Raw genomic sequence first — 25918 nt, 5'->3', positions numbered from 1 at the left:
CGCTGACTCCCGACGAAAAGGATTCCTGATGCCTTCCGGCCTTGTCCCCGCCGTGCGCCGTCCCTTCGTGCGCCACCCGATCGCCCGTGCCGCCGTGCTCGCCGGCCTGGCTTTCACGCAGCTTCCCGCCGCCCACGCCCAGGCCGCCGCACCCGCCGCCGGCCTGCAGGTCGACATCCCGGCCGGCACGCTGGACCAGGTGCTCAACCGCTTCGCCGCGCGCGCCGGTTTCATGATCACGATCGACGCCGCGCTGACCGCCGGCAAGAAGAGCCCCGGCCTGGCCGGCCGCTACGGCGCCGCCGACGGCCTGGCGGCCATCCTCGCCGGCAGCGGGCTGCAGGCGGTGGGCCAGGACGGCGGCGGCTGGGTGCTGCGGGTTGCGCCGCCGCAGGCGCCGGCCGTCGTGCCGGCGGCGGCCGCCGGGCTGCCGGCGCTCACCGCGACGGCCAACCAGCTCGGCGAGGTCACCGAAGGTTCGGGGAATTACACGCCGGGTGCGATCGCCACCGCGACGCGGCTGGTGCTCAAGCCGCGCGAGACGCCGCAGACCGTCAGCGTCGTCACGCGCCAGGAGATGGAGGACTTCGGCCTGACGACGATCGACGAGGTCATGGCGCACACGCCGGGCATCAGCATCGTCACCTACGACACCGAGCGCACCGAGTACTTCGCACGCGGCTTCGCGATCCAGAACTTCCAGTACGACGGCATCCCGATGCGCCGCGACTCGGGCTACTCGGCCGGCAACACGCTCAGCGACATGGCGATCTACGACCGTGTCGAGGTGCTGAAGGGCGCCACCGGCCTGCTGACCGGCAGCGGCGAACCGGGCGCGACGATCAACCTGATCCGCAAGAAGCCGACACGCGACTTCCAGGGCCAGGCCAGCGTCGGCGTCGGTTCCTGGAACGATCTGCGTGGCCAGGTCGACGTCGGCGGCGCGGTCGACGAAGCCGGCCGCGTGCGGGCACGCGCCGTGGCGGCCTATCAGCACAAGGAGTCGCAGCTCGACGGCCACGAGCGCAAGACCGCGGTGCTCTACGGCATCGTCGAGGCCGACCTCACGCCGTCGACGCTGCTGACCGTCGGTGCCGACTTCCAGAACAACGATCCGAAACGTTCGACCTGGGGCGGCATCCCGATCTACGCCGCCGACGGCAGCTTCAACGACCGGCCGCGTTCGTTCAACAACGGCGCCGACTGGAGCCACTGGGACCAGTACACGCGCACCGTCTTCGCCACCGTCGAGCATTTCTTCGCCGACGACTGGGTGCTCAAGGCGCAGTTCAACCACCAGATCAACGGCTACGACGCCGAGCTGGGTTCGGCGGGTTCGGGCTTCCCCGACCCGGTGGACGGCAGCGGCATCAGTACCTGGGAAGGCAAGTACGTCGGCAAGACGGTGGCCGATGCCGTCGACGTCTACGCCAGCGGGCCGTTCCAGCTGCTGGACCGGCGCCACGAGCTGGTGCTGGGCGGCAGCCTCACCAAACGCCGCTGGACCAACCGCGGCTACTGGGCCGGCAGCAACGAGGTGCCGGACTACGACGCCTGGGACGGCCGCCTGCCCGAACCCGACTGGGACAACGCCAGCTGGAAGGGCCGCAACCGCGAGACCACGCGCGAGAACGGCCTGTACGGTGCCGTGCGCTGGAACCTGCGCGACGACCTGAAGCTGATCAGTGGCGCCCGCGTGCTGAACTACGAGACCTCGGACATCGACGAGTCGGGTGTCGTCGTGCCTTACCTCGGCGCCGTCTACGACCTCGACCAGCGCTTCTCGGTCTACGCCAGCGGCACGACGATCTTCATGCCGCAGTCGGCGCAGACCGAAGCCGGCAAGACGCTGGACCCGCAGGAAGGCCGCAACCTCGAGGCCGGCGTCAAGGCCGAGTTCTTCGGCGGCCGGCTCAACGCCAGCGCCGCGGTCTTCCACCTGAAGCAGGACAACTACGCCCAGGAGACCGGCGGCCTGACGCCCAGCGGCGGCACGGCCTACCGGGCGATCGACGGCGTCACCACCAAGGGCTACGAACTCGAGCTCTCGGGCCAGGTGGCGCCGAACTGGCAGCTGCACGCGGGCTACAGCCACAAGGTCTCGCGCCAGGACGGCCTGAAGGTGTCGACGCTGACGCCGGAGAACCAGTTCAGCCTGTACAGCAGCTGGAAGCCGGCGGCCGTGCCCGGCCTGACGCTGGGCGGCGGCGCGCGCTGGCAGGACAAGACCTGGGGCGACGTGAGCCACCCGACGCTGGGCACGGTGCGCCACGAGGTCGACGGCTACTGGGTGGCCGACGCGATGGTCAGCTACCAATTCAGCCCGCGGCTCACCGGGCGGCTGAACGTCACCAACCTGTTCGACAAGAAGTACTACACGATCTTCAGCGTCTACAGCACCTACAGCTGGGGCCAGGCGCGTGCCGTCGCGCTGAACCTGGACTACCGCTTCTGACGCCCCGGCCGGCGGGGGCGGTGGCGCCCCTGGCCGGCCGGCCCCTCGGCACCCGACCGGATCCACCGCATGGCCGCCACCCTCGTTTCTCCTTCCCGCGTGCAAGTCGTTTCGCGCGTGCTCGCCGCCGTCGTCGGCGGCTACGCCTTCTGCTGGGGGCTCACGGCCTTCGGCCTGGCCGGGCTGTACGCCGCCGGCATGGCCTTCCACGACGCCGAGCACCTGAGCGCGATGCTGGCCTTCCTGGCCTACCTCGCGGTCTTCCTGTGGGCGATCGCGGCGCGCAGCCTGGTGCGCGTCTGGGCCGTGCTGCTGGCCGGCGGCGCGGCGCTGGCCGGTGCGGCGTCGTTCATCCAGTCGCTGCTGGTCTGAAGGAGCTGCCGATGTTCGCCAACTTCCGCCTCGCGATGGCCTGGCTGCACACCTGGTTCGGCCTGGTGCTGGGTTACGTGCTCGCCGTCGCCTTCTTCTTCGGCGCGCTGTCGGTGTTCGACCGCGAGATCGACCGCTGGGCGATTCCGGCCACGCGTTTCGAGGCCCAGCCGATGCCGTCTTTCGACCGCATGCTCAAGCCGATCTTCGAGCAGATGCAGCCCGACGCCGACAACGTGCGTGCGCTGCGCGGCCTGGTCGACGGCCCGCTGCCCGAACGCTGGGACACCGTCGCCAGCTGGGGCGCCTACACGACGCACCGCGACCCGGTGCTGTCGGTCTTCGCCTCCTACGAGGTGCCCAATGCGCACGATCCCGAGCAGCGTGTCTGGGGCACACGCACCGTCGACCCGCGCAGCGGCGCGCTGCTGCCGGACGACCATCTGAAGATCGGCAGCCGCTTCTTCTACCCGCTGCACTACAGCCTGAACCTGCACTGGAAGGATCTGGGCGTGTGGATCGTCGGCCTGGCGGCGCTGGTGATGCTGGCGGCGCTGGCCAGCGGCATCGTCATGCACCGGCGGCTGTTCCGCGAGTTCTTCACCTTCCGTCCGTGGAAGAGCCTGGGGCGCTCGACGCTGGACCTGCACAACCTGAGCGGCGTCGCGGCGCTGCCGTTCCACTTCTTCTTCGCCTTCACCGGGCTGGTGATCTTCGCCGGGCTGTACTTCCCGGTGGCGCACACGCAACTGCACGAACTGCACGAGATGCACGAGCGCGTCGAAGCCGCCGAGACCGGGCTGCCGCATGAGCGCGCCGGCGTCGCCGCGCCGCTGGCCTCGGTCGACGCGATGGTCGCGCAGGCGCAGCGCCGCTGGGCCGAACGCGGCCGCGCCGGTGAGGTCGGTTTCCTGACGATGCGCCACGTCGGCGACGCCAACGGCACCGTCAGCATCTACCGCGCCGGCACCGACCGCATCGCGCTGACCGGCGAGGGCATGCACTTCAAGGCCTCGACCGGCGAGCTGCTGCGCGAGGACCCGCCGCGCACGGCGGTCGACAGCGTCAACGAGTTCCTGACCGGCCTGCACCTGCAGCACTTCCGCCACTGGCTGCTGCGCTGGCTGTACGTGCTGGGCGGGCTGCTGGGCGCGGTCTGCATCGCCACCGGCTTCGTGCTCTTCGTCGAGAAGCGCAAGCGCCAGCACGCCCGCGACGGCAGCCAGGGCGCGCGTGTCGTCGACGCGCTGGCGGTGGCCACCGTCACCGGCATGCTCGTGGCGACGGCGGCGATCCTCGTCGCCAACCGGCTGCTGCCCGAGGACCTGCCGGCGCGCGGCGCCTGGGAGCAGGGCGTGTTCTGGGGCGCCTGGGCGCTGGCCGCGCTGCACGCCGCCTGGCGCAGCGCGCCGGTGGCGCAGGCGCGTGCCAACCCGGCCTGGCGCGAGCAGTGCATCGTGATCGCCGTGCTGGCCGTCGCCGCCGTCGTGCTCAACGCCGTGACCACCGGCGACCACCTGCTGAAGACGATCGCCGAGCCTTACTGGCCGGTGGCCGGGCTGGACCTGGCGCTGCTGGTGTCGGCCGGCGTCGCGGCCTGGGTCGCGCGGCGGCTGTCGCGACCGCAGCGTGCCGCCGCCACGACGCCGCGTGCACTGCCGGAGGTCGGCCATGTCTGAGAGCACCGGGATGCTGATCGTGGCGACGCTGGCGGCGCTGGCGGGTTTTGCCTGGCTGGCGCTGGCGATGGATGAACACTGGGAGCGTGTGCAGGGCGAGGCGGCGGCGGCGCCGCGGCGGGTGCTGCGTCTGCTGGGCGCAGCGGCGGTCGTGCTGTCGCTCGTGGCCTGCCTGCGCGCCGACCCGCCGAGCATGGCCGTGCTGGTCTGGCTGATGCTGCTGGCCGCGGCGGCGCTGGCCGTCGCGCTGGCGCTGGCCTGGCGGCCGGCGCTGCTGCGTCTGGCCTGGCCGCGGTGGCGCTGACGTACAGTCGCGCCCCGGGAGTGAAACGATGCGACGCTTGATCACCTGCCTGGCCCTCGCGGCCGCCACCGTCTCGGCCACCGCGGCCGAACCGGCCTACGACGAACGTGCCGACGCGCCGGCGCAGATCGCCGCCGCGCTGCAGGCCGCCGCCGGCACGCGCCAGCCGGTGCTGGTCGTCTTCGGCGCCAACTGGTGCGGCGACTGCAAGGTGCTGGACATGGCCTTCAAGCAGGGCGCCGCGGCGCCGCTGATCGCCAGCCGCTTCAAGGTCGTCAAGGTCGACGTCGGTCGCTTCGACCACAACGTCGCCGTCGCCGAGCGTTACGGCGTGCCGCTGAAGCAGGGCATCCCGGCGGTGGCGGTGCTGTCGCCCGACGGCCGCGTGCTCTACGTCACCAAAGCCGGCGAACTGGCCAACGCGCGCCAGATGGACGATCGCGCGGTCTACGACTTCTTCGCCCGCGTGGCCGACGGCGCCCCGGCCGGCGGCCGCTGACCCGGGCCGAGGCCGCTCAGGTGCCGCTGCCACCGGTTTGCAGCGACACCTGCGACGCGGCCAGCACGACGCTGCCCGGCGCCTTCAGCACGATGCCGTCCGGCCCCAGCTGAAGCGCGGCCCCGGCCGCCGCGAGCGCCAGTGACCGCGCGGCGTGCACCTCCAGCGCCGCTTCGGCCGACGCCACGCGCAGATCCTGCCGGGCGTGCAGCTCGGCGGCGCCGGCCGTGTGCAGCCGCGTGTCGCCGGCGGCGGCATGCAGGCTCAGCGCCGCCAGCCCGCCGCCGCCCGCGCCGGGCCCGCCGCCGCCGGCGAACAGCAGCAGTTCGTGGGCCGCCAGCAGGTCCAGCCGGCGCCCGGCCAGCGCCTGCAGCCGTCCGGCCACCCGGTCGGCGACTTCGTCGACCGCGTCGATCTGGTCGCCGGGCGTGGTGCAGACGACGGCGGCCGGTGCGGTGAGCAGCAGGTCCGGTGCCTGCCAGCCCGTCAGCGCGTCGGCCTGAGCGGCGTCTTCGAGGCGCTGCAGCAGCGCCGGCAGCGGCCCGTCCGGCGTGGCGCGGCCAGCTCCGTGCGCCGCCGCGTGGGTCTGCAGCCGCGCCAGCGTGTCCGACGCGCGGCGCAGGCCTGCTGCGGCGTCGGCGGTGTCGAGCTGGCGCTCCGGCGGCTGGCCCGCCGCGCCGTGTGCGCTGAGCAGCAGGCCGCCGCCGGCACGCAGCGCGCCGAAGGCGTCGGTGCGCAGGTCCAGGCCGTCGCCGCGGGGCTGCAGCGGCTGTTGGTCTTCCTGATGCCGCAGGTGCCCGAGCTGCAGCCGAGTCGACGCGGCGTCGCTCGCCAGTTCGACCCGTTCCTGCCCCGGACTGTCGTCGAACACGAGCTGGTTGCCCGGGCCCTGCGCCGCCCGGCTCGTCTGCAGCTCGCGCGTGCGCCAGCCGGCGAACAGGCCGCCGCAGGCCGGCCCGGGGGGTGCGCCGGCCTCCGCTTCGGGGTGCCAGGGCGGTGTGGCGGCGGCTGCGGCGGCGCCGTGCGCGGTGGTGTGGCGGACGGGGCCCGTGTACAGGCCGCCCAGCACCAGCGGGCGATCGAGGCGGCCGCCGGCAAAACCCAGCAGCACCTCGCGGCCGACACGCGGCGGGTGCACGCCGCCCCAGTCGTCGCCGGCCACGGCGGTGGCGGCGCGCACCCAGGCGCCGGGGCGTGCGCCGTCGGCCGGGGCGCCGCGTTCCCAGGGGTGGCGCAGCTGCACGCGGTGGTCACGGTCGGTCGTCACCGCGGCCGGGCCGCCGGCGACGACGGCGCAGTCCAGTCCCGGGGCGTCCTGCCGGTACGCCAAACGGAGCTCGGGCCGGCCGGCGGCGTCGACGGGCAGCGGACGATGGGGCAGGGCCGCGGGCTGGGCGAGCAGTTCGCACTCGTAGCGTGGGCCGCCAGAGGGCGCCGCGCAGGCGGCGTGGCCGCCGGTGGGCACGTCGTTGTGCACGCGGTGGCGCACCGCGAGCACGGCGAAGCTGTCGCGCGCGCGGTCCTGGCCGTCGTGGCGGGCATGGCCGCTCAGCGTGAAGCAGCGCCCGGGGGCGGCCTCGCGCCAGTGCCCGCGGCCACGGCAGCGCGCCGCCCAGCCGGCAATCGCCTGCAGCCGGCGTTCGGCGAGGGCGCGGCCGTGCTCGCCTGTGGGGTAGGCATACGCTTCGGCGACGTCGACGGCTTCGAGCCTCGAGGCGGCGCCCGACGCTGTCCCCGACGCCATGGCGGACGCCACGTGCACCGGCCGCAGGCTGGCGCTGCGGTCGTCGCGGCTGGCCCAGTGCAGCGACCCGGTGGCCAGGCGCCTGACGTCGCTCCAGCTCGTGAGCGTGTGTTCGCCGGGCGCGACGCTGCCGGCCACGCAGCGCACCGGCTGCGGCGCCGGCGCGGCAAAGGCCCCGGCGTGGCCGGCGATGACCAGGCGGTGGCACCCGCCGCCCGGTGTCCGCGAGTCCTCCTCGTGTTCGAACCAGTGGCACAGGCCTTCTTCGGCGAGCAGGCGTTCGACGAAGCCGAGGTCGGATTCGTGCGCCTGCACGCAGCGGCCGCGCCGCGGCAGCGCCGCGCGGTCGCCCAGGTCCCAGCGCCACGTGGCGCCCAGGCCCGGCGCGGCACGCGCCAGGACCTGGTCGACGATCTCGACGACGCTGGCCTCGTGGAACACGGCGGCGTCCAGGCCGTCGCCCAGCCAGGCCAGCCAGGGCTCGACGAGCAGCCGTGCGCGGGCGCGGCCGCCGTCGCTGCCCAGCCAGCCGGCTTCGCGCACCAGGCCGTGGAAGGGCCGGCGGGCGCCGCCGGGCCCGTGCAGCACCAGCAGCGCCGGGCTGCCCGGCAGGGCCGCCAGATCGTGGCCGAGGTCCTCGCTGAGCACGACGAGTTCGGCCCGAAAGCCCACGGGCCGGTCGGGTGGTGGCGGGTCGAGTGCCGCGGCACGGCGCGGCGGGGCCGCTGGTCCGGCCGGGTCGGGTGCCGGGCCGACCGCCTCCCAGATCGTCGCGTGCTCGGGCACGAGCGCCTCGGGACCGAGCGCGGTGTGCAGCGTCAGGAGCCGGCCCCGGGCCGACAGCGTGTTCACGACGGGCCTCGTGCGGCGGCGGCAGCCGTGTCGGCGCTGAGCCGGTAGCCGGCGTCGGCGCGGTCCCGCGGCGGGCCCGTCCACGGCAGCACGGCGTCGAAACCCAGGCGTGCCGCGGCCGGGCCGCCGACACGCGCCGGCCGCAGGTCCTCGGCGCGCATCACCAGGCGCACCTCGGCGTCCAGCAGGCCGCCGCCGAGCTGGCGCCACCAGGCGCGCAGCGCCGCGGCGGCGTCGCCCCCGGGCAGCAGGGGCAGCAGGCGCGCCCGCGGCAGCGGGCCGATGACCAGCCGCAGGTCCAGGTCGCGCTGCCAGCACCGGCTGCCGGCCAGCGCGTCGTGCCCCAGCCGCAGGCCCTGCAGGCCGAGCCGGCCACGAGCCGCCTCGGGCACCGCGCGCCAGCGCCCCAGCCAGGGTTCGACACGCACCGGCGCCGCGAACTGATGCGCCAGCACGGCTTCGATGGCCAGGGCCGACGGCCGGCCGCCGCCCAGCGTGCCGCCGTGCCAGGCCAGGGCCGCGGCAGGCGGTGCGCCGACCGGGCCGGGACCGTCACCGTGACGGTGACCGTGGCCGTGGCCCGCGATCGCCAGCAGCATCGTCTGCAACCGGTCCTCGGCGGGTGTCTCGGCGGCGAGCGCCGGCCGGCCGTGGCGCCAGACGCTTTCGGCCAGCGCGGCCAGACGATGCTGGAACAGGTCCAGAAAGGCCAGCGGCGCCGGGTCGCGGCGCTCCAGCAGTGCCTCGGTGTAGAACGCCGGCAACGCCCCGTGCACGCCCAGCAGCGACCCGAAGGCGGCGACGAACTCCAGCGCCGGCGGCTCGCCGTCTTCGGCCGGGAGCTGGCGCACCACCTCCAGTTCGCCTTCGGGCGGCGACATCGACGTCGATGCGCTGCAGCGCAACCGTGCGCCGCCGGCCGCGGGCGTGCCCAGCCAGCGGCGCAGCAGCCGCAACGCGGCAAACGGCGCGAAGCCGCCGGGGCGGGCGAACAGGCGTTCGATCGGGGTGCCGACCATCGTGTTGCGCCGTCAGGCCAGTGCCGAGCGCCCGCCGCGGCAGCCGCCGTCGAAGAGCGTCGTGCCGTCGGCCACCGACACCAGCTGCAGCCGCGTGGTGCTGTTCACCGGCGCCCGCAGCGCCAGCGCCTGCGACAGCAGCCGGCCGAAGAGCCCGACGCCGGTGCCGACGAAGGCCGACTCGTCGATGCCCAGGCGGATCTCGCGGCCGCGCAGCAGGCAGGGCGCCGGCGGGCCGGGCCACCAGGTCGTGGCCGGCTGCTGCTCGAGCCGGCGCAGCCCGGCGACGACACCGCGGGCGGCGGCGCCGCCGCCGGGGTCGTGCAGCGCCAGCCATTCGTGCAGGCCCTCGAGCCCGGTGTCGTCGGCCGGCGTGCGCGCCAGCGCCAGCAGCGACACCAGGCGCCACGCCGCGTCGCCCGCCGGTGTCGGGCGGCTGCCCGGCGTGGGCCGGCGCAGCAGCACGATCTCGTCGGCCGGGCTGCCGCCGTCGGCCTGCAGTTCGCCGTCGGGCCGGGCGATCGACATGCGTGCCGGCAGGTCGCGGTTGCCGGCCAGCACGTCCAGCGACAGCGTGTCCTGGCCCGGACGCGCCGGGTCCAGCGCCGTGTCGACCAGTGTCAGCTCGAGCTCGTGCCCGGGCGAGACCGCGGCGCGCAGCAGGTCGCGGCGCACGGCCCAGAAGCAGGCCCCGGAACTGCCCGGTGGCGTGGCCGAGGCGTGGCGCAGCGAATAGAGCGGCGCCAGCTCCTCGTGCACCGTGTCGCGCTCGCCGGCGCGTGTGCGCCGCACACGCTCGACGCGGTGCACCTCGTAGGCCGCAGGCCGCCGCGCGTCGACGACCACCGGGTAGGCCTCTCGCTCGTGCGTGACGCGGATCGGCTCGGCGCGCTGGCGGAACGGGTTCACCACCGGCGTGCAGCCGGCGAGCAGCTGCCCGGCGCCGAGGCCGTCGAGTTCGTCCCAGGCGGCGCCGCTGCGGCCCGGTCGCGCCGCCAGGCGGTAGTGCAGCGTCGCGCTGCGGGCCTCGCTGCCGCGCAGCGCGGCCGGCAGCGGCAGGTCGATGAAGTCGAACTTGGCCGGGAAGGCGAAGTACTCGCCGAGCAGGCGTTCGGCGGCGCGGGCCGGCGCCACGTCGTCGAGCAGGGCTTCGTCGTCGGCGAACCCGACGGCCTGCGGCGCGGCGTCGGGCACCGGCCGGGGGCTGCCGTCGTCGAGCGCGAGCGAGACGCCGGCCAGGTGGTCGAGCAACGCCTCGCGCAGCGCCACCACCTGCGACGGTGCCGCGTCGAGGTGCAGCCGCAGCGCCGGCAGGCCCAGCGTCGCCCAGCGTGCCGCGGGCGACACGAGTTCGAGCCGCAGGCTCAGGCAGGCGGCGGCCGCCGACATGCCGGGCGCCAGGCCGACGTCGCCGGGCTGGCGGCGCAGCCCGGCCACCTGCACCGGCGCCAGCCAGACGTCCTGGGTCGTCGTGAAGCGGCACGGCACGCCCTGCACCGGCTGGCCGTGCAGCAGCGTGCCGCGCGGGATCCGGTGCGCGGTGCTGAGCTGCGACAGGCTGCGTGCAGCGCCGAAACGCACGATGCTGCACGACGGAAACGGCCGCAGCGCCAGCAGGTGCACCAGCTCCAGCAGCGCCTGCGCCAGGCGCGGCGCCTCCTCGTCCAGCCGCTGGTGCAGCCGGGCGGCGAGCAGTGCGAAGGACTGGATCAGCCGCTCGACGTGCGGGTCCTCGGCCAGGTCGGCTCCGGTGGCCAGCCGGCCGGCCACACGCGGGTAGCGCCGCGAGAACTCCCGGGCCGCCTCGTCGAACCAGGCGAGCTCGCGCTCGTAGTGCGGCAGCAGCGTGTGCATCGGCTCAGGCCCTGGGCCCGATCGCCGGCAGCACGGCGTAGTGCCGCGAGCCGGGCAGCACCTCGGCGTCGAAGTGCAGGCCGCTGCCGTCGGTGCCGTGGTGCAGCGCGGCCTCGATCGAGAATGCCGCGTCGCGCCCGTCCAGCGCCTGGACGCGCACGCCCTGCAGCCGGGGTTCGTGCACGCACAGCGTGTGGCGGATGTGTTCGGCGATGCGGCGCCGTGCCGCCAGGCTGTCACCCGTTTCGGCGGCGGGATCGGGCATGCCGAGCGCGAGCACCGAGCGTGCAGCCCGCGGCCAGCGCTGCAGCCGCTCAGGCGGCCAGGCGCAGCGCGTGTTCAGCAGCCGTTCGATGTCGTGCGCCAGCGCTCGGCGCAGGCGGTCGGCGGCGGCGCGCGGCGAGCGCCCGGCCTCGGCGGGCGAGTCGCCGAGCAGCCGCTCGAGCAGCGACGGGGGCCGCATGCCGCGCTCAGACGGCGACGTTGCGCCGCAGGTCCCAGCCGGCGACGCCGGTGCTGGTGGCCGAGCCGTCGAGCTTGTGCTGCTTGTACTCCCAGGTCACCTTGCCGTAGCGCAGGCCGAAGGTTTCGCTGGGCAGGTCGCCGCCGTCGACGCTGGTCTCGACCGAGGACACGACCACGTCCTCGAGCGCGATGCGGTAGTAGTCGATGCGCGTCTGCGAGGTCGCGGTCGCGTTCTTGCCGCCGTAGGCGCGATAGAAGGTGACCAGCACCTTGGGGTAGAGCGTGCCCGCCGACGCGGCACGCAGCAGCTTGGGCGTGGCGCGGTCGATCAGCTTGGTGAACAGCATCTCGCCGTGCTCGGTGCGTTCGGCGGTGTGGCCGCCCGAGGACGAGGCCGTCGCCGAGCGCGGCTGGAACACGCGGTGGCGGAAGGCCGAGACCTCGATCTCGTTGGCGTGGCGGCTGTCGCTGCTGTCGCCCTGCAACTCGCTGGCACCGTCGAACTTGACGTAGATGTCCTTCATGGAAGCTCCTGCAACGGGGAGAAGGGAAGGGGGCTCAGGTGCCGCGCGGCGCCAGTTCGGCGACCAGACGCAGCGAGACCGAGAGCTCGTCGAGCTGGAAGTGCGGGCGCACGAAGGCCACGGCGCGGTAGGCGCCGGCGCGGCCGGGCATCTCGCTGACGTGGACGCTGGCCTCGCGCAGCGGGTAGGCGGCCTTGGTCTCCTGCGTCGCGCTGTCGTCCTCGACGACGTACTGCCGGATCCAGCGGTTGAGGAACTCCTCGACGTTGGCCGCCGAGGCGAAGCTGCCGACCTTCTCGCGCATCATCGCCTTCAAGTAGTGGGCGATGCGGCAGACGCTGAAGACGTACTGCAACTGGGCGGCCAGCGCCGCGTTGGCGTTGGCCGCGTCGCTGTCGTAGCGCCGCGGCCGGTGCACCGACTGCGCGGCGAAGAACGCGGCGTAGTCGGTGTTCTGGCAGTGCACCAGCGGGATGAAGCCGAGGTCGGCGAGCTCCTTCTCGCGCCGGTCGGTGATCGCCACCTCGGTCGGGCACTTCAGCGCACGCTCGCCATCGTCGGTGCGGTAGGTGTGCGTGGGCAGGCCTTCGACCAGGCCGCCGCCTTCGACGCCGCGGATCGCCGCGCACCAGCCGTAGGCCGCGAAGGCGGCGTTCAGCCTCGCGGCCAGCGCGTACGCCGCGTTGACCCACAGGTAGCGCGAATGGTCACTGCCGTCGACCCGTTCGACGTAGCCGAAACCCTCGACCCCGGTGCCGTGGCGGGCGTCGTAGGGCAGCCGGCCCAGGAAACGCGGCAGCACCAGACCGACGTAGCGTGCGTCCTCGCTGGCCCGCAGGCTCTTCCAGCGTGCGTACTCGGCGGTGTCGAAGACCTTGGCCAGATCGCGCGGGCGGCCGATCTCGGTGAAGCCGTCGAGCCCGAACAGCTCGGCCGACGCCGCGGCGATGAAGGGCGCGTGCGCGGCCGCCGCCACGTGCGACATCTGCTCGACGAAATAGAGGTCCTCGGGGCCGCGGCCGATCTCGTAGTCGCCGACGAGCGCCCCGAACGGTGCGCCGCCGAAGCTGCCGAAGGCCTCCTCGTAGACCAGGCGGAACAGCGCCGACTGGTCGAAGTCGATCGCCGCGGAGAAGTCGCGCACCAGCTCGTTCTGGGTGGCGTCGAGCACGGCGATCTTCTGCAGCGGCCCGCCGGCGGCGTGGCGGCAGAGGTAGTGCAGGCCGTTCCACGCCGCTTCCAGGCGCTGGAAGCGCGGGTGGTGGAGGATCTCGTCGAGCTGCGCCGAGATCAGCTCGTCGAGCTCGGCGATGCGCGCGTCCAGCGCGACGCCGAGGTTGTCGGCGACGGTGACGCTGCCGGATGCCACCTCGTGCGCCAGGTGGGCGATCAGCTCGCGGGCCCGGCCGTGTTCGGCGCTGCCGCGGGCCACGCGGCTGTCGAGCACGAGGCGGTCGAGCAGGTCGGGGGCCGGCGGGGGCAGCGGCTCCAGCGGGGTCAGCACGGCGGTGTCCATCGTCACGCCCCGGCCGCGGCGGCGTCGTGGCCGATCGCGGCCAGCGCCTCCGGTTCGCGCAGCGTGCGCACCAGCAGGTCTTCCAGGCGCTCGTTGCCGGCCATCTTGTTGCGCAGGTCGGCCAGCCGCGAGCGCGCCTGCAGCAGCCGCCGCAGCGGGGCCACCTGGCGCACGACGGCCTCGGGGCGGAAGTCCTCCAGGCGCTCGAAGCGCAGGTCGACGGCCAGCTCGCCGCCGGCGGCGCCCAGCGTGTCGCGCACGCGCAGCCGCAGCGCCGGCGCCATGCCGCGCAGCACGTCGTCGAAGGTGTCGACGTCGACCGGCACGAAACGCCGCTCCTTGAGCCGCCGCCGCGGTTGCGCGCTGCCGCCCTCGCTGCCGCTGAAGTCGCCGAGCACGCCGACGACGAAAGGCAGCTCCTTGTGCTCGATCGCGTCGCCGACCTGGACGTCGTAGGTCAGGCGCACGCGCGGCGGGCGCACCTGTTCCAGCCGTGACTGGATGCTGTCGTGACGGGGCATCGTTTCTCCTCGGGGCGCGTTCAGCGCAGGCGGTCGAAGGGGTTGGGGGCGGGGACGGCGCTGTTCACCGGCGGCCGTGCGGCGGCAGGGGTGGCTGGGGCGCCTGGGACGGTTGTCGCTGCCGGCAGGCCGGCTGCGCGCGGCGCGGCCGGCGTCGTCGCCGGGGGTGGCGCTGCGGCGGGCGCCGTGCGCGCCGGGCGCGGGCGTGTCCTGGGTGGTGCCGCCGCGGCCGGCGGCGTGGCCGGTGTCGGCGTTTCGCCGAGCGCCTCGCGCAGCAGGCGCGCCAGTGACACCAGTTCGCCGCGCGTGTCGGCCGACAGCGCGTCGGGCTGCTCGCGCAGGCCGGACAGCGCCGCGGTCGCGATGCGCAGCCCGCCGAGGGCCAGGATGCCCTGGGCGCCGCGGTCCTGCGGGTCGCGCTGGGCGGCCTCCTGGGCCGCGGCGATGGCGCTGCCGTGTTCGCCGGCGCGCAGATGGTCGTCGGCCAGGCTCAGCCAGGGCTGCTTGCTCGCCGGGTGCTCGCGGGCGGCCTGCTGCCACAGCTGCCGTGCCTGCGCCGGGCTGCCCTGGGCGCGGGCGATCTCGGCCTGGCGCAGCCGCTCGTCCAGCGGCGGCGTGGCCGGGGGCGCCGGCGGCGTGGCGGCACAGGCGGCGAGCAGCGCGGCGGACAGGGCTGCCAGCGCCGGGGTGCGGCGGCGTGCGAGGGCTGACGGCCGGGCGGGCAGGGCGATCTGTTTCATGCGGGGCGAGCTCCTCGGGCAGGTCCGGCGGGACCGTTGCCGGGCACTCTAGGAGCCGCCCGGCACGGCCGATTCCCCCGCTGGGGGCCGCCCTCGCGGGGGGCCTGCGCCGTCGCCTGCACTGCGCTGCAATGGCGTCAACGGCCACGCCCCATGACACGCCTCGTTCGCTCCATCGCCTTGCTCGGCTGCTGCGTCGGCCTGACGCTGCTGGCGGCCTGCGCCGCACCCGCCGGTGGTGCGGCGTCCTGGTCCACGCGGCTGCTCGCCGCGGCCGGTCTCGGGCCGGCACCGCAGCCGGTGCCGCCCGAGGCCGTCGTCGAGCTGCACGCCAGCGCCGTGCTCAACGCCGGTGCCGACGGCGTGCCGGTGCCGGCCGTCGTGCAGCTGCGCTGGCTGGAAGACCCCGCGGCCTTCCAGCGTGCCGGCTACGAACGCCTGGCCGCCGGCGGCGACGGTGTCCGGGAGATCGTGCTCGCGCCGGGCCGCACGCTGACGCTGCGCGAGCGGCCGCCGGCCGGCACACGGGCGCTGGGCCTGGCAGTGCTGTTCCGCGCGCCGGCATCCGGCCGCTGGAAGCTCATGTTCCCCCTGCCCGCGGCGCAGCCGATCCGGGTGTCCTTGCACCGCTGCGCGCTGGCGCTTGCCTCCGGCGCCGCCTGGGACGCCCCGCCCGGCGCCGACCGTCTCGGAGACCTGCGATGCCCCTCGTCCGATTGACGCCGTGCCGGCCGATGGAGCCCGGCCGGTGAGCGCCACCGCCAAGATCCTCTGGGGCGAGGGCCTGTTCCTGCGCCCGCAGCACTTCCAGCGCCAGGATGCCTACCACGAGGCGCGCCTCGTGCAGGCGATGCGCTGGATGCTGCCGCAGGCCTGGGGGCTGGCCGCGCTCGAGGTCGACGAGGACGCGCTCGCCGCCGGGTTGCTGCGCGTGCTCTCGCTGCAGGCCGTGATGCCCGACGGCGAGTTCGTCTGCGCGCCGCGCGACGACGAGCTGCCCGAGCCCGTCGACCTCGGCCCGGGCTTCACCGCCGACTGGGAGCTGGTGCTGGAGCCGCTGCGTCCCGACGCCTGCAACTACGCCGCCGGCGACGACCGGCGTCTGGCGGCGCGCTTCGCGGCGCATCCCGTGCCGGCGGGCGACTGGTTCACCGGGGCGCCCGAGGCCGAACTCGTCGTGCTGCGTCGCCGCCCGCGGCTGCAGCCGGCCGGCGGTTCCCAGGCCGCGCTGCCGCTGCTGCGCCTGAGCCGCCGCGCCGCCGGCGGCTGCGAGCTGGACCGCCGCTTCGTGCCGCCCGCGCTCACGCTGGCGGCGGCGCCGGCCCTGCTGGCACTTCAGCGGCGTCTGCTCGACCGCCTGCGCGAGCGTTGCGCCGCGCTGCACGGCCTGCCGCCGCAGCCCGGGCGCCATGTCGTCGAGCTGCGCTCGGGCGACGTCGCCGCGTTCTGGCTGCTGCACACCGCCAGCGCGGCCCATGCGCGCCTGATGCATCTCGGGTCGGGTGTGCATCCGGAGCAGCTGTTCGGCGCGCTGCTCGAGCTGGCCGGCGCGCTGGCCGCCTTCACGCCCGGACGCGGCCCGGCGGACCTGCCCGCCTACCGGCACGCCGCGCCGGCTGCCGGCTTCGAGGCGCTGGAGGCGCTGGTGCACGAAGGGCTGGAGGCCGTCGTCTCGACGCGCTGCACGACGATCGCCTTCGACGAGCCGCGGCCGTCCTGGCACCTGGCTTCGCTGCAGGCCGTGCCGGCCGGCCCGGGCTGCGCGCTGTATCTGGCGGTGCAGGCCGAGATGCCGATGGCCGCACTGATCGAGGCGGTGCCGGCGCGGCTGAAGATCGGTTCGCCCGAGGACGTCGAGCGCCTGGTGCACACGGCGGTCGCCGGCGTGCGTCTGGTGCCCGCCGCGCAGCTGCCGGCGGCGCTGCCGCTGGCGCCGGGTGCGTGCTGCTTCCTGGTGGAGCCGCTCGGGCCGTTCCACGACCGCATGCGCCAGGCCGGCGCGATGGCCGTGCACGCCCCCGAGGGCTTGCCGCGGCTGCGGCTGGTGCTGCACGCGGTGGCGGGCTGAGGACGGCGATGGCCGCGACCGTCTCCGCTGCCGCCGAACTCGCCGCGCCGCGCCCCGCCGCGCGGCGCGACCTGCTCGACCTGCTGAACGAAGGCTTCTACGTGCCGCAGCGCCTGCGCCAGGGCGAGCAGCCGGCCGATCCGGCGGTCTTGCGCCGGACGCTCGGCGCCTGGCTCGACGGCGTGCAGGCCGAGGGCTTGCGCCTCGGCTTCGACCCCGAGGACCTGCGGCTCGCCAGCTTCGCCTTCGTCGCGCTGGCCGACGAGGTGGTGCTCGGCACGCCCGGCCCCTTGCGCGAGGCCTGGGCGCGGCGGCCGCTGCAGCTCGAGCGCCACGACGAGCCGCTGGCCGGCGAGCGCTTCTTCGAGCACCTGGAACGGCTGCGCGAACAGGGCGCCCGCCGGCTGGCGGTGCTGGAGGTGTTCCGCATGTGTCTGCTGCTCGGCTTCCAGGGGCGCTACGCGTTCGAGCCGCCCGAGGCCCTGGCCTGGCTGACGCAGCGCCTGGCCGACGACATCGACCGCTGGCGCGGCGGCCGGCCGGCGTTCGCGCCGCACGCGCAGGCGCCCGACCACCTCGTGCACCGGCTGCGCCGCCATGTGCCGGCGTGGGTGGTGGCGGCGGTCGTGGCCGGCGTGCTGCTGCTGGCCTGGGGTGGGCTGCACCTGCAGCTCTCGGGCTGGACGGCACGGCAGCTCGCGCGGTTGCCGCCGGTCGTGCCGCCGCCGGCCGAGCCGGCGCAGCTGCGCATCACGTGGCCATGACTGCTGCCGCGACGGCCGCCGGCACCCGCGTCTGCGGCTGGTCGGTGCACGGCCGGCTGCTGCGCTTCGAGCCGCCGCCGGACGGGCCGCCGTTGCTGGCCGAGCGCGTGACCGTCGACGAGGCGCTGGGCTCCGGTTTCGAGATCCATCTCGAGGCTCTGGCCGAGCCCGACGCCGACGTCGACGGCCTGCTCGGCGCCGAAGCCGGCGTGCACCTGGAGCCTCCCGGTGGCCCGGCGCGCGCCTGGTACGGCCTCGTCGTCGAGAGCACGCGTGCCGGCGCGGCGGCCGGCGGCGTGCGCTGGCAGCTGCGGCTGCGGCCGTGGACGGCGCTGCTGGAGCAGCGCCACGGCTGCACGCTGCACGAGGACCTGAGCACCGACCGCATCCTCGAGCAGGTCTTCTCCAGCGTGCCCGGCGCGGCCTGGCGCATCGTGCGCGGCGGTGCCCCGGTGCGCCGTGCGCTGTGCACCCAGTACGCCGAGACCGACTGGGCGTTCTGCACCCGGCTGATGGCCGAGGACGGGCTGGGCTGGCGCTTCGAGATCCGCGGCGGCGCCGAGGCCGCCTCGGGCCGCTGGCGCCACGTCCTCGTCGTCGACGACGGCCACGAACCGCCGGCCGATCTGGGACGGGTGCGTTTCGCGGCCCCGGCTCCGTCGGTGCCGGCGCCGCACGACACGGTCTCCCGTTTCGCCTGCCACCACGCGGCCGGACCGGCGGCGGTCAGCGTCGGCGCCTGGTCGTCGTGCACGGCCGCGTTCGTCGCCGGCGGGCGGGCGTCTGCCCCGGGCGTCGCGACCGGGCCGCTGTACCGTGACGTCGGCGGCGTCGACCGTTTTGCCGATGCCGCCGAGGCCGACGCCTGCGCCGAGCGGCAGCTCGCGGCCTTCGAGCTCGACCGCCAGCTCGCCCAGGGCTCGGGCACCGTGCCCGCCTTCGCGCCGGGCGCCGCGTTCACGCTCGTCGATGCCCCGGGCGCCGGCCTGGCGGGCAGCCGCTGGGTGCTGACACGTGTGCACCACGAAGCCGCCAATGCGCTGGGCCCGGTGCTGGCGCGTCGGCTCGGCACCGCCGATCTCGACGCTGGCGGCTACCGCAACCGCTTCGACGCCGTGCCGGCCGCACGGCCGCGTGTGCCGCGGCTGCCGCCGCGGGCCCTCGCGCCGGGGCTGCAGACGGCCACCGTCGTCGGCATCGAACACGGCCTGCCGATGGCCGACGGCGCGCTGCGGGTCAAGCTGCGTTACGGCTGGCAGGGTGATGCCGACCCCGGCGAAGACGGTGTCGGCCAGGCCGTCTGGCCGCTGCGCCGGGCCACCGGCCGGCGCGGCAGCGCCTGGGTGCGTGTCGTGCAGCCGATGGCCGGGCCGGGCTGGGGCGCGGTCTTCGTGCCGCGGGTCGGTGCCGAGGTGCTGGTCGGCCATCTCGACGGCGACATCGACCGTCCGGTGGTGCTCGGCGCACTGTTCAACGGCCGCGACCGTCCGCCGTACGCCGGCACGGCGCTGTCCGGCGTTCTCAGCGCCATGCCGGGCCGCGGCGCGGCCTGCGGCGAGTGGGTGCTGGACGACAGCTGCGGGCAGCTGCGCACCCGGCTGGCCAGCCTGCCGGCGGCCGCCGAACTCGGCCTCGGCCACCTCGTGGTGCAGCCGCCCGGTTCGGCCCGGCGGGGCGAGGTCCGCGGCCGCGGTTTCGAGGCCGCGACGGCCGGCCGGGCCAGCCTGCGTGCCGGCCGTGGCCTGCTCGTCAGCACGCACCGCCGCGATGGCCGGGGCGGCTCCTGCGACGGTGCGCAGATGGACGTGCAGGAGCCGTGTGCACGCCTGGACCGGGCCGCCGGGCAGGCGGCCTCGCGGGCGCGGGCCGCGGCGGCCCGGGGCGGCACGGCGCCGCCCTCGGCGCAGGCTCCGGCGGCGCTGGCGGCCGCGGGCCTGTTCGTGCCGCTCGGTGACCTGCCTGCCGGCCCGGTGCAGGCCGACGCCGCGGAGCACGCCCGGCTGGTCGTCGCCGCCGAGGCCACGCTCGTGCTGGCCAGCGCCGCGGAGCTGCTGCAGGCCGCCGGCCGCGACCTGGTGTCGGTGGCTGGCGCGGGCTGCCGCACCGGCGTGAACGCCGACGCGGCGCTGGCCGCGGGCGGGCGGCTGCAGCTCTCGGCCGGCGGCGACCTGCGCTGTGTCGCCGCCGCTGGCGATGCCGCCGTGCGTGCCCACGCCGGCGCGCTGTCGCTGCAGGCCGAGGGCCGCCTGCGGCTGCAGGCCGCCGATGGCGAGCTGCGTCTCGTCGCCCGCCGCCGCCTCGTGCTGCGGGCTGGCGGTTCGGCGCTCGTGCTCGACGGTGCCGACGTGCGCTTCACGACGGCCGGCAGCTTCGTCGTCGAGTCCGGCGCCCAGCGGTTCCCGGGGCCGGGCCGGGTCGACGCACCGCTGCCGGCGCTGCCGCTGGGGCGGCCGGGCGCGCCGCCAAACTGGATCGCGATCGCCCACCACGACGCCGACGGCCGGCCGTTCGCCGGCCAGCGCTACACGATCCGTTTCGACGGCGGCGCGACGATCGAAGGCCGGCTCGACGCCGAGGGCGAGGCCCGCCACGAGGACGTGCCGGAGCGGGTGCTGCAGGTCGAGTACGAGCCGCGCGACGCGCTGCCGGCCGCGCCGTGGCCGCCGCTGGCCGAACTGGTGGCGGCGCTGCAGCAGCGGCTGGCCTGAACCGCAACGGCCGGGCGGCGTCAGCCGATGGCGGGCGGTCGGCGGGCTCGCCGGCGCGCGGCGTGCGCCGTGCCGGGCGTGCGTTATTGCCGCCCGGCGCCGATCGTGATGGTCTTCATGCTTCGGCAATAGTGCGCGAAATAGCAAAAGTGATATTTTGACGTCTTCGCCCACTCGGCCTGCCTGCCTCATGAAGTCGAACCTGCCGGTCACACAGGTCGAACGGGACTATCCCGACACGCTGATGCTGGTCTCGACGACCGATGTCCAGGGGCGCATCACGCACTGCAACGCTGCTTTCGCGGAGGTCAGCGGTTATGCCGCCGACGAGCTGCTCGGGCGGGCGCACAACGTCGTGCGCCATCCCGACACGCCGCCGGCGCTGTTCGCCGACATGTGGGCGACGATCGGGGCCGGCCGGCCCTGGTGCGGCGTGCTGAAGAACCGCTGCCGCAACGGCGACCACTACTGGGTGGTCGCCAACGTCACGCCGGTGCTCGCCGACGGCCGCGTCGTCGCCTTCATGTCGGTGCGCCACCGGCCCACGCCGCAGCAGGTGCACGAGGCCGAGGCGCGCTACGCCCGCTTGGCACAGGCCGATGGCGCGCCGGCCCCGGGCGCCCGTCGCCGGTGGCCGAGCAGCCCGACGCCGGCCCTGGCCGCCGGGCTGGCCGCCGTGCTCGTGCTGGCGCTGGCGCCGCTCGGACCGCTGGCGCCACTGCGCCTGCCACTGGCGGTTGCCGCGGCCGTCCTGTTGCTGGCCTGGTTCCAGCGGCGTGTCGCCGGGCAGCTGCGGCTGGCCACGGTGGCTGCCAGCCGCCTGGCCGCCTGCGACCTTGCGACCCGCAGCGACCACGATCTCGCCGCGCCACTGGGGCCGCTGCAGCAGGCCATCTGGCTGGCCAACCTCAACATGCGCGCCGTGGTCGACGACGTGCGCCGCGAGATCGGCCGCATCGCCGGTGCCGCCGAGGAGATCGCGCAGGGCAGCCGTGGCCTGTCGACGCTGGCCGGGCAGCAGTCGGGCGACGTGCAGGTGACGGCCGTGGCGATGGAGCAGATCACGCGTTCGGCCGAGGCCGTGGCCGACACCGCGCGCGAAGTCGATGCCGCCGCCGACGAGGCGCGCCAGACGGTGCGCCGCAGCGGCCAGTCGGCATCGGCGATGCTGACGACGATGGCCTCGATCGAGCGCGCCACACGCGCCGCCGCCGATTCCATCGACCTGATGGAAGGCATTGCCGACCAGACCGAGTTGCTGGCACGCGAGGCCTCGGTCAGCGCGGCGCGCGCCGGCGAGGAGGGCATCGCCTACGCGGTCGTGGCCGCACGCATCGGCGCGCTGGCGCACCGCAGCCGCAGCGCGGCCAACCAGGCGCGTGCGCTGATCGCGGCCTGTGCGGCCCATGTCGCCGAAGGGGCGAGCCGCGCCGAGGCGGCGCGTGCCGATGCCGACGCTGCAGCCCAGGCCGTCGGCCATGTCGCCGACCGCCAGCGCGAGATCTCCACCGCCACCGACGAGCAGGCGCGTGGCGTGTGCGAGGCCACGCGGGCGATGGCGCGCCTCGACGAGGCGGCCGGCGAGAACGCCGCACTGGCCGAGCAGTCGGCCGCCGCCGGCCAGGCGCTGCGCGAACGTGCGGCGGCGCTGGCGCGGGCGGTGGCGGTGTTCCGCGTCGGTGCCTGACCCCGGCTCAGCGCCGGTACAGCGCCTCGACCTGCTCGCCGTAGCGCGACTGGAGGTTGTTGCGCTTCAACTTGAGCGTCGGCGTGATCATCGTGCTCTCGATGGTCCAGGGCTCGGTCGTGAGCCACACCGCACGCGGCTGGGCGTAGTGCGGGAAGGCGGCGGTGGCGGCACGGATGCGCGCCAGCGCCGCCTCGCGCGCCGCCGGGGCCTGCAGCGACTCGGGCGCCGCCGGGTCCAGCCCGAGCGAGCGTGCCAGCCGCTCCCACGGCCCGGCGGCCAGCACGGCGATGCAGGCGATGAACGGCCGGTTGTCGCCGAAGGCCCAGGCCGATTCGAACAGCGGGTCGGCGACGATCGCCATCTCCAGGTCGGTCGGCGCGATCTTCTCGCCGGTGGCGGTGACGATGATCTCCTTGACGCGGCCGACGATGCGGATGCGCCCGCCGTCCAGGCTGGCCTGGTCGCCGGTGTGCAGCCAGCCGCCTTCCAGCGCACGCGCCGTGTCCTCGGGGCGGTTCCAGTAGCCGCGCATGACGTTCGGGCCGCGCACCAGCAGCTCGCGGTTGTCGCCGATGCGCACCTCGACGCCGTCCAGCGGCCGGCCGACGCTGGCCGGGTCGTTGTCTTCCGGCGTGTTGCAGCTGATGACCGGCGTGCTCTCGGTCATGCCGTAGCCCTGCACGATCGGCAGGCCCAGGCCGAGGAAGCAGCGCGCGATCGGTGCCGACAGCGCCGCACCGCCGCTCACCGCCAGCCGCAGCCGGCCGCCGAACTGCGCCTGCAGCGGCGCGCTGACGCGGCTGGCCAGCAGCGGCCAGATCAGCGCGTCCCAGGCCGCCGGCACCGAGCCGGGCACCGGCAGCTTCTGCGCGCGGCAGAAGCGCCGCCAGCCGACGGCCTGCGCCATCTCGAACAGCCGTTTCTTCAGCGCCGAGCCTTCGAGCATCGTCTGCAGCTTGACGAACACCCGTTCGTAGATGCGCGGCACCGAGATCAGCACCGTCGGGCGCACCGTCTTCATGTCCTCGGGCAGGTGCTGCGTCGAGCGTGCGAAGGCCACCGTCGCGCCGGCGGCGATCGGCAGGTAGTAGCCGGCGGTGCGCTCGAAGGTGTGCGACAGCGGCAGGAAGGACAGGAAGACGTCGTCCGGCCGCGGCGCGATGCGCGCCAGCACCGCCTTCACGTTGGCCATCACGTTGCGGTGCGTGAGCATCACGCCCTTGGGCTTGCCGGTCGTGCCCGAGGTGTAGACCAGCGCCGCGAGCTCCTGCTCGTCGACCGGCACCGGCGCTGCGGGCGGCCGGGCATGAGCCCGCGCCAGCCACTGCGCCAGCGACAGCAGCTCGGGCCCGCCGGTGGCCGCTGCGGCAGCGCCCTCGTCGCGCTCGCGGATCACCACCTGGCGCAGCGTCGCCGGCAGCGCGCCGCAGCCGGCGATCGCCTGCCACTGGGCCTCGGTCTGCGTGACCAGCAGCTCGGCGCCGCTGTCGGCCAGGATGTAGGCGATGGACAGCGGGTTGTCGAGCGCGTGCATCGGCAGCGGCACGCAGCCGCGCGCGAGTGCCGCCTGGTCCAGCGTCACCGCGTCCAGGCCGTTGGGCAGCAGGATCGCGATGCGCGCGCCGCGTGCCGGGGCCAGCACGTCCAGTGCCGCGGCGCAGCGTTCGACACGGTCACCGAACTGGCGCCAGCTCCAGCTCACCCAGCCGCGTGTGTCCTCGTGTTCGCGGTAGGCCTCGGCGTCGGGGCTCAACGCGACGCGCCAGCGCAGCAGCTCGGGCAGGGTGCGGACGGAACTGAGGTCGAGGCTGGGGGAAGGTTGCGTTGACATGCCGCAATGGACGCTGTTTTCGAACGATCGTTCGATTCTGTCAGGCTCCGCACCGGAACGGGGCGGGAAACCGCCCAAGCCCATGGGATACGCGCCAAAGCCTTGCCAGGACGCGAGTTTCCGGTGCTCGGCGCGTGACGCGCTGCACGCCGCGGTGGTGCCCGGCGCTGTTGCGTTAATGCCGCGCTAATCGTCGGCCGCGAGCATCCTCCCCGTCAGCTGCCGCATTCCGCGGCAGCGCCTGAAGGGAGTCTGCATGCCGAGCATGCTGCGGGAGCCGGCCATGAGCCTCGTCCAACGTCCGGGCGCCGAGCCGCGCCTGCGCGTCTATCCGGGCGACGCCGGCGGTCGGCCCGAGGTCGAGGCGCTGGTGCGCCGCGTCTACCGTGAGCGCTACGAGGCCGACGTGCGCGAGTTCGCGCCGGCGATGGTCGGGCTGCACGACGGCAGCGGCGAACTCGTCGCTGCCGCCGGCTACCGCCCGGCACGCGAGGGCGAGCTGTTCCTGGAGCGTTATCTCGACGCGCCGGTCGAGCAACTGCTCGGCGAACCGGCGGTGCGCGAGCGCATCGTCGAGGTCGGCCATCTGGCCGCCGCGCGTGCCGGCGAAGGCCGCCGCCTCATCACGCGCATCGGCCCGCACCTGGCCGAGCAGGGTTACGACTGGGTGGTCTGCACGCTGACCGTCGAGCTGCGCCACCTCTTCGTGCGCCTGGGCATCGCGCCGGTGACGCTGGGTGTCGCCGACCCGGCGGTGCTGGGCCGCGACGCCGCACGCTGGGGCACGTACTACGACCACCGGCCGCTGGTGCTGGCCGGCCGGCTGGACGCCGCGATCATGCGTTTCCGCCGCCGCGGGGGTGCGGCTTGAGGCCGGCGCTGGTCGACGGCGCCCGCGCCTGGAGCGCCGCCGAACTCACCGCCGCCACCGAGGCCGCGGCCGGCTGGCTGCGTGCCCAGGGCACGCAGGTGCTGGCCACGCTGCTGGACAACGGCGCCGCCTTCGCCGTGTTCGACGACGCCGCGCGTGGCGCCGGTGTCGTGCACGTGCCGCTGCCGCTGTTCTTCGACGCCACGATGCTCGGCCACGTGCTGGCCTCGGCCGGCGTCGACACGCTGGTGGCTGCCGCGCCGCTGGCCGCGCGCTGGCCCGGGCTGCACTGGCAGCCGCTGGCCAGCGTTGCCGGCACGCTCGCCGCCGCGCGCCTGCCGGCGCTGCGGCCGACGCTGCCGGCCGGCACCGCCAAGATCACCTACACCTCGGGCAGCACCGGCACGCCGAAGGGCGTGTGCCTGACGGCCGCGGCGATGGACGCCGTGGCCGACGGCCTGGTGCAGGCGCTGGCGCCGCTGGCCATCGAACGCCACCTCGCCGCGCTGCCCTACGCGGTGCTGCTGGAGAACGTCGCCGGGCTGATGGCGCCGCGCCGCCAGGGCAGCACCGTGATCTGCCCGCCGCTGGCCGAGGTCGGCCTCGCCGGCTCGTCCAGCTTCGACCCGGCCCGGCTGCACGCCGCCGTCGAGCGCCACGAAGCGCAGAGCCTGATCCTGCTGCCGCAGATGCTGCGCGCCTGGTGCGGCTGGCTGGCCGCCAGCGGCCGGCGCGCGCCGGCCTCGCTGCGTTTCGTCGCCGTCGGCGGCGCCGCGGTGGGCGCGCCGGTGCTGCACGCGGCGCGTGCGCTGGGCCTGCCGGCCTACGAAGGTTACGGCCTGTCCGAAGGCGCCTCGGTGCAGACGCTGAACCTGCCCGGGGCCGACAACGCCGGCAGCGCCGGCCGGCCGCTGCCGCACGCCCGCGTGCGCGTCGCCGCCGACGGCGAGCTGGAGGTCGGCGGCCCGCTGTTCGCCGGCTACGTCGGCGACGCCGCCGCGCGCCACGGCGACTGGTGGCCCACCGGCGACCTGGGCCGCATCGACGACGCCGGCTTCGTGCACGTCGTCGGCCGCAAGAAGAACCTGCTGATCACCGGCTACGGCCGCAACGTCTCGCCCGAATGGCCCGAGACCGCGCTGCGCTGCCAGCCGGCCGTCGCCCAGGCCGTGGTGCTCGGCGACGGCCAGCCGGCGCTGTCGGCGGTGCTCTGGCCGTCGTCGCCCGCGGTCGGCGACCACCAGCTCGACGCCGCGGTGGCCGCCGCCAACGCCACGCTGCCCGACTACGCCCGCGTCGCCCGCTGGACGCGCGCCGCCGACGCCTTCGACGCCGCCTCGGGCCTGGCCACCGCCAACGGCCGCCCGCGCCGCGACGCCATCCTCGCCGGCCATGCCGACGCCCTCGGGCTCGACGCGGCGCCTGCCATCGCCACCTGCTGA

General features: G+C 75.3%; 21 protein-coding genes. 12 read left to right on the top strand and 9 right to left on the bottom strand.

The genetic code is table 11. The features are described from left to right. Positions 1-28 precede the first annotated feature (28 nt). From LOC65_RS13625 to LOC65_RS13605, 5 genes are all read left to right on the top strand, one after another. Positions 29-2455, top strand: a complete 2427-nt coding sequence (locus LOC65_RS13625; RefSeq protein ID WP_230247864.1) for a TonB-dependent receptor — start codon at positions 29-31, stop codon at positions 2453-2455. A 69-nt stretch (positions 2456-2524) separates the two neighbouring features. After that, positions 2525-2827, top strand: a complete 303-nt coding sequence (locus LOC65_RS13620; protein WP_164962207.1) for an iron uptake protein — start codon at positions 2525-2527, stop codon at positions 2825-2827. An 11-nt stretch (positions 2828-2838) separates the two neighbouring features. Beyond that, positions 2839-4506, top strand: coding sequence for a PepSY domain-containing protein (locus LOC65_RS13615; RefSeq protein ID WP_230247863.1), 1668 nt, complete (start codon positions 2839-2841; stop codon positions 4504-4506). After that, complete coding sequence (locus LOC65_RS13610; protein WP_029718478.1) at positions 4499-4810, top strand: DUF3325 family protein; 312 nt, start codon at positions 4499-4501, stop codon at positions 4808-4810. Before LOC65_RS13615 ends, LOC65_RS13610 begins: the two co-directional genes overlap by 8 nt. Before the next feature lie 28 nt (positions 4811-4838). Beyond that, positions 4839-5309 (top strand): co-chaperone YbbN, encoded by a 471-nt coding sequence (locus LOC65_RS13605; RefSeq protein ID WP_029718479.1) that lies wholly within the window; start codon positions 4839-4841, stop codon positions 5307-5309. A 16-nt stretch (positions 5310-5325) separates the two neighbouring features. On the opposite strand, the gene LOC65_RS13600 is transcribed toward LOC65_RS13605, so the two are convergent. From LOC65_RS13600 to LOC65_RS13565, 8 genes are read right to left on the bottom strand one after another with little or no spacing between them, the layout of a single operon-like run. After that, complete coding sequence (locus LOC65_RS13600; protein ID WP_230247862.1) at positions 5326-7905, bottom strand: type VI secretion system Vgr family protein; 2580 nt, start codon at positions 7903-7905, stop codon at positions 5326-5328. Further along, positions 7902-8924: a type VI secretion system baseplate subunit TssG gene (gene tssG, locus LOC65_RS13595; RefSeq protein WP_230247861.1), complete on the bottom strand. Its 1023-nt coding sequence runs from the start codon at positions 8922-8924 to the stop codon at positions 7902-7904. Before tssG ends, LOC65_RS13600 begins: the two co-directional genes overlap by 4 nt. 12 nt (positions 8925-8936) lie before the next feature. Continuing rightward, positions 8937-10778 (bottom strand): type VI secretion system baseplate subunit TssF, encoded by a 1842-nt coding sequence (gene tssF, locus LOC65_RS13590; protein ID WP_230247860.1) that lies wholly within the window; start codon positions 10776-10778, stop codon positions 8937-8939. 4 nt (positions 10779-10782) lie between these two features. Beyond that, positions 10783-11241, bottom strand: coding sequence for a type VI secretion system baseplate subunit TssE (gene tssE / locus LOC65_RS13585; RefSeq protein WP_230247859.1), 459 nt, complete (start codon positions 11239-11241; stop codon positions 10783-10785). Between the two features lie 7 nt (positions 11242-11248). Further along, entirely contained in the window at positions 11249-11767 is a 519-nt protein-coding gene (locus LOC65_RS13580; protein WP_009857925.1) for a type VI secretion system tube protein Hcp, read from the bottom strand. Positions 11768-11801: 34 nt separating this feature from the next. Beyond that, entirely contained in the window at positions 11802-13283 is a 1482-nt protein-coding gene (gene tssC, locus LOC65_RS13575) for a type VI secretion system contractile sheath large subunit (protein ID WP_230247858.1), read from the bottom strand. Positions 13284-13285: 2 nt separating this feature from the next. Next, the gene (tssB, locus tag LOC65_RS13570) at positions 13286-13804 is read right to left on the bottom strand and encodes a type VI secretion system contractile sheath small subunit (protein ID WP_230247857.1); all 519 of its coding nucleotides are present in this window, start codon (positions 13802-13804) and stop codon (positions 13286-13288) included. A 20-nt stretch (positions 13805-13824) separates the two neighbouring features. Next, the gene (locus LOC65_RS13565; RefSeq protein WP_230247856.1) at positions 13825-14544 is read right to left on the bottom strand and encodes a hypothetical protein; all 720 of its coding nucleotides are present in this window, start codon (positions 14542-14544) and stop codon (positions 13825-13827) included. A gap of 153 nt (positions 14545-14697) precedes the next feature. Here LOC65_RS13565 and tssJ point away from each other — a divergent pair, with 153 nt between their 5' ends. The 5 genes from tssJ to LOC65_RS13540 all read left to right on the top strand — a co-directional run bounded on the left by tssJ (position 14698) and on the right by LOC65_RS13540 (position 21771). Continuing rightward, on the top strand, positions 14698-15264 hold the full coding sequence (gene tssJ / locus LOC65_RS13560; protein WP_230247855.1) for a type VI secretion system lipoprotein TssJ: 567 nt from the start codon (positions 14698-14700) through the stop codon (positions 15262-15264). A 28-nt stretch (positions 15265-15292) separates the two neighbouring features. Further along, positions 15293-16612, top strand: a complete 1320-nt coding sequence (tssK, locus tag LOC65_RS13555; protein WP_230247854.1) for a type VI secretion system baseplate subunit TssK — start codon at positions 15293-15295, stop codon at positions 16610-16612. An 8-nt stretch (positions 16613-16620) separates the two neighbouring features. After that, positions 16621-17376, top strand: coding sequence for a type IVB secretion system protein IcmH/DotU (gene icmH / locus LOC65_RS13550; protein WP_230247853.1), 756 nt, complete (start codon positions 16621-16623; stop codon positions 17374-17376). Next, positions 17373-20084, top strand: coding sequence for a type VI secretion system tip protein TssI/VgrG (gene tssI / locus LOC65_RS13545; RefSeq protein WP_230247852.1), 2712 nt, complete (start codon positions 17373-17375; stop codon positions 20082-20084). Before icmH ends, tssI begins: the two co-directional genes overlap by 4 nt. A 190-nt stretch (positions 20085-20274) precedes the next feature. After that, positions 20275-21771, top strand: coding sequence for a methyl-accepting chemotaxis protein (locus tag LOC65_RS13540; RefSeq protein ID WP_230247851.1), 1497 nt, complete (start codon positions 20275-20277; stop codon positions 21769-21771). 7 nt (positions 21772-21778) lie between these two features. Here the strand turns inward: LOC65_RS13540 and LOC65_RS13535 are convergent, their stop codons facing one another. Continuing rightward, positions 21779-23605, bottom strand: a complete 1827-nt coding sequence (locus LOC65_RS13535) for a long-chain fatty acid--CoA ligase (protein ID WP_230247850.1) — start codon at positions 23603-23605, stop codon at positions 21779-21781. 283 nt (positions 23606-23888) lie between these two features. Between LOC65_RS13535 and LOC65_RS13530 the strand changes: the two genes are divergently transcribed. Next, complete coding sequence (locus LOC65_RS13530; protein WP_230247849.1) at positions 23889-24476, top strand: thermostable hemolysin; 588 nt, start codon at positions 23889-23891, stop codon at positions 24474-24476. Further along, entirely contained in the window at positions 24473-25918 is a 1446-nt protein-coding gene (locus LOC65_RS13525) for an AMP-binding protein (protein ID WP_230247848.1), read from the top strand. The genes LOC65_RS13530 and LOC65_RS13525 overlap by 4 nt, the downstream gene beginning before the upstream one ends.

It is taken from the genome of Rubrivivax sp. JA1055, assembly GCF_020966565.1.
In the GTDB taxonomy this organism is placed as follows: domain Bacteria; phylum Pseudomonadota; class Gammaproteobacteria; order Burkholderiales; family Burkholderiaceae_C; genus Rubrivivax; species Rubrivivax benzoatilyticus.
This window is presented reverse-complemented; position numbering and strand designations above follow the sequence as displayed.

What these genes read in the sequence shown, in the direction of transcription:
- tssB (WP_230247857.1), bottom strand. Translation starts at nt 13,804, where the DNA reads ATGCCCCGTCACGACAGCATCCAGTCACGGCTGGAACAGGTGCGCCCG.
- tssF (WP_230247860.1), bottom strand. Translation starts at nt 10,778, where the DNA reads ATGCACACGCTGCTGCCGCACTACGAGCGCGAGCTCGCCTGGTTCGAC.
- LOC65_RS13535 (WP_230247850.1), bottom strand. Translation starts at nt 23,605, where the DNA reads ATGTCAACGCAACCTTCCCCCAGCCTCGACCTCAGTTCCGTCCGCACC.
- icmH (WP_230247853.1), top strand. Translation starts at nt 16,621, where the DNA reads ATGGCCGCGACCGTCTCCGCTGCCGCCGAACTCGCCGCGCCGCGCCCC.
- tssG (WP_230247861.1), bottom strand. Translation starts at nt 8,924, where the DNA reads ATGGTCGGCACCCCGATCGAACGCCTGTTCGCCCGCCCCGGCGGCTTC.
- tssC (WP_230247858.1), bottom strand. Translation starts at nt 13,283, where the DNA reads ATGGACACCGCCGTGCTGACCCCGCTGGAGCCGCTGCCCCCGCCGGCC.
- LOC65_RS13625 (WP_230247864.1), top strand. Translation starts at nt 29, where the DNA reads ATGCCTTCCGGCCTTGTCCCCGCCGTGCGCCGTCCCTTCGTGCGCCAC.
- tssE (WP_230247859.1), bottom strand. Translation starts at nt 11,241, where the DNA reads ATGCGGCCCCCGTCGCTGCTCGAGCGGCTGCTCGGCGACTCGCCCGCC.
- LOC65_RS13615 (WP_230247863.1), top strand. Translation starts at nt 2,839, where the DNA reads ATGTTCGCCAACTTCCGCCTCGCGATGGCCTGGCTGCACACCTGGTTC.
- LOC65_RS13540 (WP_230247851.1), top strand. Translation starts at nt 20,275, where the DNA reads ATGAAGTCGAACCTGCCGGTCACACAGGTCGAACGGGACTATCCCGAC.
- LOC65_RS13605 (WP_029718479.1), top strand. Translation starts at nt 4,839, where the DNA reads ATGCGACGCTTGATCACCTGCCTGGCCCTCGCGGCCGCCACCGTCTCG.
- LOC65_RS13530 (WP_230247849.1), top strand. Translation starts at nt 23,889, where the DNA reads ATGAGCCTCGTCCAACGTCCGGGCGCCGAGCCGCGCCTGCGCGTCTAT.
- LOC65_RS13565 (WP_230247856.1), bottom strand. Translation starts at nt 14,544, where the DNA reads ATGAAACAGATCGCCCTGCCCGCCCGGCCGTCAGCCCTCGCACGCCGC.
- tssJ (WP_230247855.1), top strand. Translation starts at nt 14,698, where the DNA reads ATGACACGCCTCGTTCGCTCCATCGCCTTGCTCGGCTGCTGCGTCGGC.
- tssI (WP_230247852.1), top strand. Translation starts at nt 17,373, where the DNA reads ATGACTGCTGCCGCGACGGCCGCCGGCACCCGCGTCTGCGGCTGGTCG.
- LOC65_RS13580 (WP_009857925.1), bottom strand. Translation starts at nt 11,767, where the DNA reads ATGAAGGACATCTACGTCAAGTTCGACGGTGCCAGCGAGTTGCAGGGC.
- LOC65_RS13620 (WP_164962207.1), top strand. Translation starts at nt 2,525, where the DNA reads ATGGCCGCCACCCTCGTTTCTCCTTCCCGCGTGCAAGTCGTTTCGCGC.
- LOC65_RS13610 (WP_029718478.1), top strand. Translation starts at nt 4,499, where the DNA reads ATGTCTGAGAGCACCGGGATGCTGATCGTGGCGACGCTGGCGGCGCTG.